This is a genomic window from Thermofilaceae archaeon (genome assembly GCA_038731975.1).
Classification (GTDB): Archaea; Thermoproteota; Thermoprotei; order Thermofilales; family Thermofilaceae; genus JANXEW01.
Genome location: JAVYQJ010000028.1, coordinates 1 through 11,734, shown reverse-complemented (window position 1 = coordinate 11,734; position 11,734 = coordinate 1). Strand labels below are relative to the sequence as shown.

The window sequence follows — 11,734 nt, the reverse complement described above, 5'->3', positions numbered from 1 at the left end:
TGAACGACGAGTGCTACACCATACCTAGGTTCCTCCGAACCCGGAACTTCGATTACTACGCGGGGGGCAGCGATGTAGAGGTGCTGAGAGCCCTCTACAGGCTGGGCATTTTAAGCTCCGAGCCCGTTAGAATCGGCAAGGTTCTCGTAAGACCGAAGGATCTGCTCTACCGCGTGCTCCCCCCATCCCCGAGGCCCAGCGATGTTCTCAGGGTCTGCAGGGAGGGCGAGCTCGAGGACGCCTACTACGCCATCGAAGTGACTGCTGAGGGCGAAGCCGGCGGTGAGCCTGCGGGATCCAGGCGCTTCGTCTTCTTCCCCAGCCAGACGAGAGTCAATGAAATTCTACCCGGTACGACGTACATCACTTACCCGACAGCCCTCTGCGTAGTAGCCCTGCTCCACTCGGTTAAGGGTAGAAGGCTACAGGGGGTTATGCCGGGCGAGGCGCTGCCAAGGTACATCAGAAGAAGCCTCATCAGCTTCCTAGAGGAGAACAGGATCATGGTGGGCGAGGAGTTCAAACCGCTAGGGGGTAGAGGATCTTGATGGAGAAAGCGTGATAGCGCAAGATGCTGGGCCGCGAGGTACGCGTGCTACCACTGTAACTGTAGGATACCCTTATTCTCTAACTACAAGTTGATCTTCACTACGAAGCCTGATGGGGCCCGGTTTCCGAGCGTAAGGGGGCACGTAATCTCGAAGCTTAAAGTCTCGTACCCTTCCACGCCACTCTCTATCGAACTCCTCCTCAACCCTCTTCTGCTCCTCGATCAGCTTCAAGTTCCACTCCCACGTTTCCTCGTCCCTCACCAGCATGACTACGCGGCTCTTCTCATCAGCCAGCTTCACCCTGTAACCGGTCAGCTCCGCGATCTTTTGAGCGAACTCCTCTAGCTCCTTCAGGGTGGGCATCGCCGTGATCGGGAGCCTCTTCTGGCTCTCACCGACCCACGTGTAACCCTTCAACTCGACGAAGCGGGGTTGCGATCGTTCGATCAGCTTCGCGTAGCCCTCCGGCTCAACCATGTTCAACCCCCTGACCATGGTGAGCCGCATGATCGTCCTGCAGGCGAACTTGGGGAGGAGGTCCAGGCTCTCCAGCACCAGCTCCCACGCTCTAGGCGTCAGCGGTTTCGCGGCCTTCGCGAAGACCTCCGGGTTCGGGCCGTAGACGCTGAGGTACAGGTTGGTTGGCTCAGCACCCTTCCTGAGGAGCTCATCGAGCCTCGAGGGGAGGGAGCCGTTAGTGACGAGGAAAGCGGTCATGCCTCGCGCTTTCACCTCCTTGATCAGCTCCGCCAGCTTGGGGTAGAGGAGCGGTTCACCGTCCAGGCTGATCGCCATGTGCCTCGGGAACATCGCCTCGAGGAACCGCTCCATCGTAGTCTGCGGGTTGCCCTTGTAGCCGGCGAGCAGCTTTCTCTGGGCGTGGATCGCCCCCTCCACGATGTCGGCCGGTTCATCCCACTCCCACCCGGCCGGTATCTCGAACCTCCCCTCCAAATGCGGCCTCCAGCAGAAGACGCACGCGAAGTTGCAGAAGTTGAGGACGGGCGTCATCTGGACGCACCTGTGGCTGCTCACACCGTACCAGCGCTTGTAGCACAAATACCCGCCCTTCAGCGCGCTCTTCGTCCACCTGCACACCTCCACGGCCGAGTGCCTACCCACGAGTACGTACCCAGCTCTCAAGTACCTCTTCACCGCTTCCGCGCTGAGCCTCTCCTCCCTCGACATTCGAACCATTTCAAAGACAGCACCTCTGCTTAAATCCTCTTCGATGCGTGCGGCAAGTTTAAGAGTGAAATCCCTCCAGGTTGCGCGAGAACTATGCTAAAAATAGCCGGGAAAGTGTTTTCGGGCATCTACGAGGTTGTAAACGGCGTTTACCGGTTCAAGGCTTACGCTGCAGGAGAATGGGTTGAGGGCAAGGAGTACACGCGAGTCAAAACCCCCATCAACTCGACAATCATCGCGGAGGTCCCGAAACTCTCCTGGGAGCAGATCGATAGGGCCCTCGGCAGAATGCATCAAATGGGTAAGTGGCAGATCAGGGATACGCCCGGTTGGAGGAGGCTCGAGCTCCTCGAGAAGCTGGCCGACTTGATGGAGCGCTACCGGGAGGATCTAGAGTGGGCTCTCATCGTGAACAGCGGGAAGACGAGGGGTCAAGCAGCGGGGGAAGTGGACGCCAGCATCGATAGGTTGAGGAGGGCTGATCTCGACGCGAGGAAAATCTTCGGCGAGTACGCGCCGGGCGACTGGGATCCCACGACTGTGGAAACGGAGGCGGTAGTGAGGAGGGAGCCCTACGGCATCGTGCTCGCCATCGTACCCTTCAACTACCCGCTCTTCGACACGGTGTCGAAGTTCACTTACAGCGTGATAGCTGGCAACGCGGTGGTCGTGAAGCCCCCATCAGCCGACCCCGTGCCGGTCATCCTCTTCGCTAAGCTAGTTGAGGAGGCCGGGTTCCCCCGCGAATCCTTCGCTGTGCTCACCGTGCCGGGCGCGGAGAGCGATAAGCTGGTATCGGACGAGCGGATCGACGTCATCAGTCTCACCGGCAGCAGCGCGACGGGTAAGAGAGTGCTGACCGTAGCGGGGATCAAGCAGTACATCATGGAGCTCGGAGGCGGCGATCCAGCCATCGTGCTCGCGGACGCCGACCTCGACTACGCTGCTGACAGGGTGGCGGCGGGGATCCACAGCTACGCCGGCCAGAGGTGCGACGCAATAAAACTCGTCCTCGTGGAAAGGCCGGTGTATGAGGAGTTCACCAGGAGGCTTGTCGAAAAGCTCTCCAAGGTGACGGTCGGCGACCCCAGGGACCCCGAGACGGTCATGGGCCCGCTCATCGACGCGAGCGCGGCTGACGAGATGATGGCAGCCGTTGAGGACGCTGTGAGCAAGGGAGGCAGGATCCTCCACGGGGGTAGGAGGTTGGGTCCAACCCTCGTGGAACCGACGCTGATCGAGGTGAAGGACAAGGCGGCTCTAAGGCAGATGAGGCTCTACAGGGAGGAAGTCTTCGCCCCAGTAGCCCTCATCACGGACTTCGAGAGCGAAGATGAAGCTATCGGGCTCGCCAACGGCAGGAGGTACGGGCTCGACGTCGCGATCTTCGGCTGGGACATGGACAGGATCAGGAGGCTCATCAGGTTCCTCGAGTTCGGGGCAGTCTACGTGAACGACATGCCGAGGCACGGCGTAGGCTACTACCCCTTCGGAGGCCGCAAGGAATCGGGTATCGGGCGTGAGGGGATCGCCTACTCAGTAGAGTACGTTAGCGCCTACAAAACCATAGTCTACAACTTCAGGGGTAGGGGAGTCTGGAGGTACGGTAAGTGAGAAGATAAAGAAAAGGTTAAAGTATTTTCCTCCTTTTTAACCCCCAGGAGTCCCGTGCCAGGGGCTATCCCTCCACACCTGCTCCCAGAACTCTTCATCCGTGAGAACGCGGAGCCTGGCGATCTTGTCCTTTATGTCGGTCAGCACCTTATGGTGCTTCACCTCATCCTCGTATATCGCCGCTAGAAGGAGCTGCATTCTAGCGTCTCGAGCCTCGCTCAACAGCTTCCTCGATTCCTCGATCATCTTGAGCTCGGTCTGTATGTGCCTATCTATCACGTTGGCTATCAGCTCGAGCTCCTCATTCACGAGCCTCGGCTGCGAGGCTCCCGTGGCTATCTTTAGCAGGGCCTCGTAGATGCCCGCGTGCTTGTCGGAATCGCTGGCGACAGCCTCAATGATCGCCGAGAGGGGGGCAACTCTCTCAACCGATTTCGCCAGCTGGCGTAGCTCGTTGGCGTAGCTTCTCTCCGCCTCAGCGAGCCTTCTCAAAGTTCGGACAAGCTCCTCCATGTCCTACACCTGCTTGAGGATCGCGATCCCACGATCGTACCTCACCCTCACCGCTACCGTCTCCCACACCCTGAAGGTGTGGCTCCCATCCTCAGGGCCGAGGTACTCCACCTCGGTGTCCGCCCCCAGCACCAAGTCGATTGTCCGCGTCGTTGCTGATGCTAGGATGGCCGTGTCATCCGGCACAGCGGGGTTCGCAACGACTTCCGCCAAGGCCTTCAGCCTCGTCAGCTCCATCACACCGGTTCTCTCGTGGACGGCTAGCAGCCTCGCGTAGCGGGTCGGGCTTACGAAGAGGACGAAGGGTGGAGTAGCGTTACTCTCCAGCAGCTTCGTAACGGCTGCGGAAACCTCCTCGACGGCCTGGCCCGGCTTCGCCCAGTCGCTGATGCTGAGCCTGTGCGCACCCTTCAGCCCCTCCAAGGCCTTCAGCACGGTGCGATCCTCGCTGAGACCGAGCTCGATGGCTGCCCTCAAGGCATCGCCCAGCTCCAAGGGCTGCCTTGAAGCCCTAGCGTAATCGATTGCGCTCTGAGAGATGCGGAACTTCTGCGAGATTTCAGCCAGTTGGAGGAGGGAGACGCCCTCGCCGGGCTTCTCGACGGGGACGTAGAGGACCCCCCTGCCCACCCTTGTTAATGGGAGGTGCCTCCTAAACACCCTAACCGAGTCGGCAGCAGAGAGAACCTGGCTTCTAAGGTACCTCCACTCCTCCTCCGACAGGGGCTCCTGGTTCGCCGGGGGATCCTGTACGGCAACGCCGGTGAGCTCAGCCACCTCCTGTGCGCCCGCTTTCAGCTCTTCAACCTGCTCGGGGTCCAGGGTCTTCAAGACCGCTAGAAACTCGCCGACGTGCGTCTTCTCCTCCCTCGCGATATCCTCGAAAACTCGCCTCACGTTCTCGTCGTCGATCGACCTGGCCAACTGGAGGTAGAGGCTGATCGCGTCCAGCTCAGCGATGATCGATAGGCGGAGCGCGTCAGCCACCTCATCCTTCGAGAGTTTCCTCCCAACCGGGAGATCTAGAGGGTGTTTTGACAGCATTTCCGCTCGTACAAGTGATCAGGGTCGTGGTATTTAATGCTTGCTGTAAAAATTCGGAAAAGCATTTAGTGTTCTAACCTATCTTCCAGGAGCTTAAGCTCCTCAACCTTTTGACAGCGTCAGGGATAACTTCTATCGCGTACTCCACGTCTTCAGGCTTGTGGTAGTGCGAGAGTTTGAATAGGATGCTGCCGTGAGCCTCCTCGTGCCTACGCCCAATCGCTAGTAGCACGTGGCTCGGCTCCAGCACCCTACTGCTGCAAGCGCTGCCGCTCGAAACGTAGATGCCGCGCATGCTCAACTCGACGGTGAGAGCCTCACCCTCCACGTAGAGGAAGCTGAGGTTCGCGTTGTTCGGCGCCCTCCTTTCCCCCAGAGGGCCGTTCACGAGCACGTGCGACGTCCTCTCCAGAACTCCGCTGATCAGCCTATCCCTCAAGCTCCTCACATAGGAGACCCTCTCCTCGAAGCTGCTGAACGCGATCTCAACAGCTTTCTTGAAGCCGGCGATCGCGGGGACGTTTTCAACGCCAGGCCACAGCTTCTCCGCGCTCAGCTGGCCCCGAAGCGGTGGCTCCAGCTTCACCCCCTCCCTCACGTACAGCGCGCCTACGCCGCGGGGACCGTGAATCTTGTGCCCGCTCAGGGTGGCCATATCCACCCCCAACCCCTCAACGTTGAACGGGATCCAGCCGTAAGCGTCGGCCGCGTCCGTGTGGAAAACTGCCTCGGGGTTTGCGCTCTTCACCACGTCCACCAGCTCCTTGATGGGCTGAATCGTGCCAATCTCGTGGTTCACCGCCTGCACGCTCACGAGCACCGTATCTCTGTCGACGTACAGCTTCAGCACCTCGGGATCCACGAAGCCCTCCTTATCGACGGGGACCTGTACCACCTTGTAGCCGAAAAGCTTCGCCGCATGTTCAGCCGGGAAGATCACGCTCAAGTGCTCAACGGCTGAGACAACGACTTTACCCCTCTTTTCTCTGTTCGCCAGCAGGTAGCCTAGGATCGCGAGGTTGTTCGCCTCCGTCCCGCTGTGGGTGAAGGAGATCGCCTCCAAATCCCTAACCCCCAGCGTCTTGGCGATCAGCTCCTTAGCCTCGTAAACCACTTCCAGCGCTTCCCAGCCCGGCTTGTGGGTGATCGAGGGGTGACCGTAGCCCCTCGCGTTGAAGTAGGGTAGCATCGCCTCTACAACCTCCGGCGGGACCCAGCCGCTGTTCTCCAAGTCGAAGTAGACCTCCCTCTCTGGCTGCCCGTGCGCCTTCAGCAGCTCCCGAACCTTCACTGAGAGGCTCAATCTAACCACCCCTCCTCGCCACAAGTATGAGCATGCCGCCCTCAGCCTCGCGGAGCTTTGAAAGAGTGTACCCGTGCCTGGCGAGGATGAGCTTAACCGCCTCGAGGGGCAGGTCGTTGGGGTCGAAGAGGAAGCCCAGTTCTCTCTCCCCGGCGTACCGCGAAAGGAGCGAGGGAAGCTTAACCCCCGGGTGATCAGTGCACCCAGCACCCCTCCTTAAGTCCAGCACGATCATCGCTCACCACCCTCTAGATTCTTGATCGTCTTCCGGTACCGCTCCATCATCTCCTCCTCCTCAAGCGTTTGCTTCTCCTCAACCGTCAGCTGCTCGGGCAGCCAGCCGGGCTTCACACCCCTTCTCTCGTAGTAGGACCTAATCGCCCTCTTCAAGGCACCCACAGCCAGTATGCTGCAGTGGTACTTTATCGGGGGGAGCCCGCCCAGCTCATCGGAGAGCTGCTTCCAGCTTATCGCCCAAGCCTCCCTCAAGCTCTTCCCCTTAACCATCTCAGTCAGGATGCTGGCCGCTGCGATGTTAGCGGCGCAACCGTAGCTCTCGAAGGTAGCCCTCTCGATAAAGTCCTCCCCACCCCTCTCCACAATCTTGAGGTACAGGCGGATCATGTCGCCGCACGCCGGGCTACCAGCGTGCTCGACAACCGTGGCATCTTCAAGCGGCCCAAGATTCTTCGGCTCCCTGAATATCTCCAGCACCTTTGGGCTGTAGGGGAGTGGGATACGAGTGCTCACGCAACCACCATGACTATGTCATAAGAGCGGTTATAAACTTAGCTCACCCCTCGGAATTATTAAAAAAGGAAAAAGATGAGTTCTCCGGGGTCTAGAAGCCGGTGTATTTCTCCCGCGGAGCCCCGCAGATCGGGCACTTGTCTGGCGGTTGGTCTCCGACGTACGTGTGCCCGCATATGGTGCAGATCCAGACCTTGCCCGCTAGGGGCCAATCCTGACCCTTATCCACGTAGCTCTTCGCTTCGCGGTAGAGCTGGGCGTGGATCTTCTCAGCCTCCAGCGCCCACCGGAAGCTGCGCTCAGCCCCCCTCTCCCCCTGGAACCTGGCGAGCTCAACGTAGGCCGGGTACATTTCAGCCACCTCGTACTCCTCCCCTCGAATGGCCAGCTCCAGGTTCTTCGACGTGCTGCCCGGGCCCGCTGGAGTGCCGGCTACGGCCTTGAACTCACCGTTGTACTCGCTCAAGTTGTTGTAGTGGTTGCGGGCGTGGACGAACTCCGCGTACGCGATAGCCCTGAACAGCCTGGCGACGTTGGGGAACTTCTCCCTCTCCGCGACGTCCGCGAATATGAGATACCTCATGTGCGCCATCGATTCACCCGAGAACGCGCTGAGGAGAGCATCAAGCGTCATCGGTCGTACGGGCATCAATAGACCCTTTACACCACTGGTATAAAAATCATTTTATTCTATTATAAAAACATATCAAAAATAAGTTTTGCCAAATTATTAGTTAATAAAATTTTTGTATCGGGAGGTAAGTAAAGATTCACGAGGATAAAGATAATTTTTGCACTTAAAAATCAATAAGAAGTATGTAGAAAGCACTTATATCGCTGGTTCTCGAGCTTCATCCGATGTCGGGGGAGAAGCTGGTACTCTTCGTCTGCACCGAGAACCGGTTTAGGAGCCAGATCGCGGAGGCCTACTTCAACGCTCACGCCCCTCCAGGCTGGAGGGCCATTAGCGCTGGAACGCAGCCAGCCCCCTCGGTGCACCCCAACGCGGTTGAACTGATGCTCGAGGAAGGGATCGATATATCCACGAAGAAGCCGAAGCTCCTGACACCGGATCTTGAGGCTGCCGCTGAAATCGGGGTTGTCGTGTGCGGCGGGTCAGAGGGAGGTACCTGCCCAGTTGTTAAGGCGAAGTACGTTGAGCAGTGGGAGATTCCGGACCCGGCGCGCATGAGCCTCGAGGAGGCGAGGCGTTGGAGGGATGAGATCAAGCGGAGGGTTCTCGACCTGGTGGAAAGGATACAGAGAGGGGAGGTTCCCCCAAGGGGTAGAGCTCTAAGCTTAAGGTTCTGAAGGCTTACGTTAGCTTGAGCTGCTTAGTTTGAAGGAGCTTTGAAAGCAATTCTTATAATTGGGTTGATGTAAGCCACTTGACCGGCATGGCGAAGGTTAGAGTGGATAAGAGCCTGTGCATCGGTTGCGGCGCGTGCTGGGCTATCGCCCCGCAGATTTTCGAGGAGGACCCTGAGACCTTCAAGAGCAGAATCAGGGAGCCCTACAGGAAGAGCGACAGCGAGTCCGAGTCGATCGGAGAGATCCCCGCGGAGCTCACCAACGACGCGAAGACAGCCGCCGAGGGTTGCCCGACCGGCGCGATCACCGTAGAGTAAAAGAAACCAAAACGGATTTTGTTTTATCTTTCTAGATCGGTTATGTAAGCATCTACCTGCTGATCGATCACCCTCGTGGTTGCAGAACTTTCATAAGGGATTAACCGATGCTCCGCTGTGCTTTGCGCCTCCATTAGGGATCTAGCGGAACGCTATGGGCTTGTGGTCGTTGAGAAGCCGGGGCGTTTTCGAGAGGAAAGGAACTTCGAGTTGTGGTTGTCCGGGAGCCGTCTACTCGTGGCGAAGTGCTTCAACGGTAGGCCTCCCTACTACGCGAGGTGGATCGAGGTTTTCGCAGTCAACAACCTCATCGAGACGGGGGAGGGTACCTTCGTTTTCGCGGGCTCAGCCTTAGAGCGCGAGCTCCTGGAGGCCCTCGCGGGCGAGCTCAGGGGTGGGGAGCTCATGTACATCGAGTACGGCTACGATAAGGAGACGGAGCGCTTGCTGCGCCTCGGCCTCCCTCCTCACGTGACGAGGTTGGGCTTTCTCCTTCTTCGCAACGGCTTCACGGTTCTGAAGGACTTCTACATCCCCGAGGGCTTCATGGAGGGTGAAGCGAAGCTGCAGGGGGAGAAGCCGGCCAGCGCGGACGATGAGCGGCGGCACCTGGCCAGGATCGTTGAGGAGGTAGAGCGCGCACTCCCCAGCTTGAAGCGTTGGGCCGGTGAACAGGAGTACAGGTCGTGGATGCTGAGAGCCCTGGAGAGGGCGGAAGCTATACTTCAGGGTCTTGAACCTAAACTTTCATTTACGCCAGGTTCAGGGAAACTGTGAGTAGGAATACTGTACACTCGTGAAGGAAGCTTTATAACACTGTCATTTTCCTCTTCCCTGTGGTTGAAGCTGTTGACCCGGTTTGCGGGATGAAGGTTTCTACGGAGAAAACCCCGCACAAGACCGTCTACAAGGGTAGAGTCTACTACTTCTGCAGCGCTCACTGCAGGAAGGCTTTCGAGGCCAACCCCGAATTCTACCTTGAGAAGGGGCCCGTGGGCATGCCCGCGTGATGGAGGAATGGTTAGGGAGAGGGTAAAGGTACTGGGCGTGGATTGCCCAACGTGCGTCCTCTCGATACAGAGGGAGCTGTCGAAGCTGGGCGCCCAGATCGAGATCGACGCTTCAACGGGGGACGCTGTGGTGGTGTACGACTCCTCGAGAGTCACGCTGCGCGACATCGTGAGGGCTGTGAGAGCGGCCGGCTACGACGTTGAGAAGAGGTCGTTGACCCTCTCGGTGGAGCTGAGCGAGGAGGAGGCGTCGAAGTTCGAGTCCAGCGTCAGCAGGCTGAAGGGTGTGGTTGAGTGCCGATACTCGCCGGTCACGGGGCTGGCCAAGGTGGCGTACAACCCCTACACCGTCTCGGAGGAGGAGATCCTGTCAGCCGTGAGAGAGTTGGGTTACAGAGCTGAGGTGAGGGTCGGGGAGGTGGAGCACGCCGAAGGGAGGGGTGGGCAGCCCTGGGTCCCGCTGATCTCCTTCGCGCTGGGACTGACAGCGGTCACCTACCACTTCCTCGAAGCCTTCGAGCTTCTACCCCACGCCCCCGCCGCCCTCTACGGGGCGCTAGCCTCGATCGTGCTGCTACTCAACGCCAAGCTCGTCTGGAGGGGGTTCAGGGCGCTCACCCGCCTCTCCCCCACGATGGACTCGCTCATCGCCCTATCCTCGACTGTAGCCTACGCCTCCAGCATCGCTTTCGCATCCACTGGACACGGAGCCGGCTTCTTCGAGGCCGCGGCAGGCGTCCTCGGCTTTGTCTCAGCCGGCAAGTACCTCGAGGAGAGGTTGAGGAAGCGGGCCCTCAAGGCGTTGAGCGAGCTCGCCGCACTCCAGAGCGGTCGCGCCAGGGTGGTGAGGAACGGTAGCGTAGTGGAGGTCGACGTGGGGCAGCTGAAGGTTGGAGACCTGGTGGAGGTCCGCGCGGGCGAGAGGATTCCCGTGGACGGGGTGGTCGTGGAGGGCTGGGGTTACGTCGACGAGTCCGCGTTCACCGGGGAGCCTGTGCCGAGGTTCAAGACCGCGGAGAAGAGGGATCCCGTGCTAGCCGGCACGCTGCTCACCTCGGGCTTCCTCCGCGTCTCAGCCACCAGGGTGGGCGGGGATACAACGCTGGCCCACATCATCGAGATCGTCAGGGAGGCTCAGTTCCGGAAGCCCGGCTTCCAGCGGGCCGCGGACAGGATCGTGGGCCTCCTAACCTGGGTCGTCATGGCGCTGAGCCTGGTCACGTTCGCCTACTGGCTGGCCGCGGGGGAGGGCCTCGAGAGGGCGGCGCTCTTCGCGGCGTCCGTCCTAGCTGTCACGTGCCCCTGCCCTTTAGGCATCGCAGTCCCCCTCGCTGTAGCGGTGGCATCGATGATGGCTGCGCGGAGCGGCATTCTAATCAGAGGGGGCGACGTGTTCGAGAGGGTGCGCCGGGTGGACACGGTCGTCTTCGATAAGACCGGCACCTTGACCGTCGGTGCGCCACGCGTCAGCAGCGTCTACCCGCTCAACGGGTTCAGCGAGGAGCTGCTGCTCAGGCTAGCGGGCTCCGCCGAGAGGAGGAGCGAGCACCCGCTGGCTAAAGCCATCCTGGAGCGGTGCAGGGAGGCGGGCGTTGAGCCGCCCGAGCCGCAGAGCTTCGAGCACGTGCCCGGGATGGGCGTGATCGCCGAGGTCGAGGGGGTGAGGGTTGCCGTGGGCTCGGAGAGGTTGATCGAGGGCGTCACGGGGGCGGCGCTGGATGGGGAGGCGCGGAGGCTGGCTGAGGAGGTGAGGAGTAGGGGTTCAACAGCGCTATTCGTCGCAGTCGATGGGAGGCTCGCGGGAGTGGTAGAAGTGCGCGACGAGGTCAGAGGGGAAGCGAAGAGGGTCGTCGCTCGGTTGAGGGAGATGGGCATCCGGACTGTGCTGGCGACCGGCGACAGCTGGGCTTCGGGGAAGTGGGTTGCCCGAGAGCTCGGCTTGGACGAGGTGAGAGCTGAGCTCCCACCCGAGGATAAAGCTGAGCTGGTGGAGGACCTGCAGAGGCGCGGAGCCAGGGTGATGTTCGTAGGCGACGGGGTCAACGACGCGCCAGCGCTGGGTAAGGCGTTCGTCGGCGTAGCCGTTGGAAGCGGAGCTGAGATCGCCAGGGAGGCGGGCGATGTAGTGCTGGT

General features: G+C 60.0%; 14 protein-coding genes. 7 read left to right on the top strand and 7 right to left on the bottom strand.

The window, feature by feature from the left end; genetic code table 11:
• Positions 1-548: hypothetical protein (locus tag QXF46_08185; protein MEM0226835.1), on the top strand; the 548-nt coding region annotated here is incomplete at its 5' end.
• Positions 549-620: 72 nt separating this feature from the next.
• Here QXF46_08185 and twy1 read toward each other — a convergent pair.
• Positions 621-1,739, bottom strand: a complete 1,119-nt coding sequence (twy1, locus tag QXF46_08180) for a 4-demethylwyosine synthase TYW1 (GenBank protein ID MEM0226834.1) — start codon at positions 1,737-1,739, stop codon at positions 621-623.
• Positions 1,740-1,832: 93 nt separating this feature from the next.
• On the opposite strand from twy1, the gene gapN reads away from it, so the two are divergent.
• The gene (gene gapN, locus QXF46_08175) at positions 1,833-3,353 is read left to right on the top strand and encodes an NADP-dependent glyceraldehyde-3-phosphate dehydrogenase (GenBank protein MEM0226833.1); all 1,521 of its coding nucleotides are present in this window, start codon (positions 1,833-1,835) and stop codon (positions 3,351-3,353) included.
• Between the two features lie 36 nt (positions 3,354-3,389).
• On the opposite strand, the gene QXF46_08170 is transcribed toward gapN, so the two are convergent.
• From QXF46_08170 to QXF46_08145, 6 genes are all read right to left on the bottom strand, one after another.
• Positions 3,390-3,866 carry a hypothetical protein gene (locus QXF46_08170; protein ID MEM0226832.1) on the bottom strand — a complete coding sequence of 159 codons (477 nt, stop codon included), beginning with the start codon at positions 3,864-3,866 and terminating at the stop codon, positions 3,390-3,392.
• Between the two features lie 3 nt (positions 3,867-3,869).
• Positions 3,870-4,910, bottom strand: a complete 1,041-nt coding sequence (locus tag QXF46_08165; GenBank protein MEM0226831.1) for a family 1 encapsulin nanocompartment shell protein — start codon at positions 4,908-4,910, stop codon at positions 3,870-3,872.
• A 73-nt stretch (positions 4,911-4,983) separates the two neighbouring features.
• Positions 4,984-6,222 carry a cysteine desulfurase family protein gene (locus QXF46_08160; protein MEM0226830.1) on the bottom strand — a complete coding sequence of 413 codons (1,239 nt, stop codon included), beginning with the start codon at positions 6,220-6,222 and terminating at the stop codon, positions 4,984-4,986.
• A complete protein-coding gene (locus QXF46_08155) occupies positions 6,215-6,448 on the bottom strand; it encodes a hypothetical protein (protein MEM0226829.1) in 234 nt (77 codons plus the stop codon). The genes QXF46_08160 and QXF46_08155 overlap by 8 nt, the downstream gene beginning before the upstream one ends.
• Positions 6,445-6,963, bottom strand: coding sequence for an iron-sulfur cluster assembly scaffold protein (locus QXF46_08150; protein ID MEM0226828.1), 519 nt, complete (start codon positions 6,961-6,963; stop codon positions 6,445-6,447). Before QXF46_08150 ends, QXF46_08155 begins: the two co-directional genes overlap by 4 nt.
• Before the next feature lie 91 nt (positions 6,964-7,054).
• Positions 7,055-7,612, bottom strand: a complete 558-nt coding sequence (locus tag QXF46_08145) for a rubrerythrin family protein (protein ID MEM0226827.1) — start codon at positions 7,610-7,612, stop codon at positions 7,055-7,057.
• A gap of 209 nt (positions 7,613-7,821) precedes the next feature.
• Here QXF46_08145 and QXF46_08140 point away from each other — a divergent pair, with 209 nt between their 5' ends.
• The 5 genes from QXF46_08140 to QXF46_08120 all read left to right on the top strand — a co-directional run.
• Positions 7,822-8,274 (top strand): arsenate reductase ArsC, encoded by a 453-nt coding sequence (locus tag QXF46_08140; protein ID MEM0226826.1) that lies wholly within the window; start codon positions 7,822-7,824, stop codon positions 8,272-8,274.
• Positions 8,275-8,360: 86 nt separating this feature from the next.
• Positions 8,361-8,591 (top strand): ferredoxin, encoded by a 231-nt coding sequence (locus tag QXF46_08135; GenBank protein ID MEM0226825.1) that lies wholly within the window; start codon positions 8,361-8,363, stop codon positions 8,589-8,591.
• A 117-nt stretch (positions 8,592-8,708) separates the two neighbouring features.
• Complete coding sequence (locus tag QXF46_08130) at positions 8,709-9,368, top strand: DUF1122 family protein (protein ID MEM0226824.1); 660 nt, start codon at positions 8,709-8,711, stop codon at positions 9,366-9,368.
• A gap of 59 nt (positions 9,369-9,427) precedes the next feature.
• On the top strand, positions 9,428-9,601 hold the full coding sequence (locus tag QXF46_08125; GenBank protein MEM0226823.1) for a YHS domain-containing protein: 174 nt from the start codon (positions 9,428-9,430) through the stop codon (positions 9,599-9,601).
• Positions 9,602-9,608: 7 nt separating this feature from the next.
• The coding region (locus tag QXF46_08120) for a heavy metal translocating P-type ATPase (GenBank protein ID MEM0226822.1) at positions 9,609-11,734 on the top strand (2,126 nt) is incomplete at its 3' end.

What these genes read in the sequence shown, in the direction of transcription:
- twy1 (MEM0226834.1), bottom strand. Translation starts at nt 1,739, where the DNA reads ATGTCGAGGGAGGAGAGGCTCAGCGCGGAAGCGGTGAAGAGGTACTTG.
- gapN (MEM0226833.1), top strand. Translation starts at nt 1,833, where the DNA reads ATGCTAAAAATAGCCGGGAAAGTGTTTTCGGGCATCTACGAGGTTGTA.
- QXF46_08170 (MEM0226832.1), bottom strand. Translation starts at nt 3,866, where the DNA reads ATGGAGGAGCTTGTCCGAACTTTGAGAAGGCTCGCTGAGGCGGAGAGA.
- QXF46_08165 (MEM0226831.1), bottom strand. Translation starts at nt 4,910, where the DNA reads ATGCTGTCAAAACACCCTCTAGATCTCCCGGTTGGGAGGAAACTCTCG.
- QXF46_08155 (MEM0226829.1), bottom strand. Translation starts at nt 6,448, where the DNA reads ATGATCGTGCTGGACTTAAGGAGGGGTGCTGGGTGCACTGATCACCCG.
- QXF46_08145 (MEM0226827.1), bottom strand. Translation starts at nt 7,612, where the DNA reads ATGCCCGTACGACCGATGACGCTTGATGCTCTCCTCAGCGCGTTCTCG.
- QXF46_08140 (MEM0226826.1), top strand. Translation starts at nt 7,822, where the DNA reads ATGTCGGGGGAGAAGCTGGTACTCTTCGTCTGCACCGAGAACCGGTTT.
- QXF46_08135 (MEM0226825.1), top strand. Translation starts at nt 8,361, where the DNA reads ATGGCGAAGGTTAGAGTGGATAAGAGCCTGTGCATCGGTTGCGGCGCG.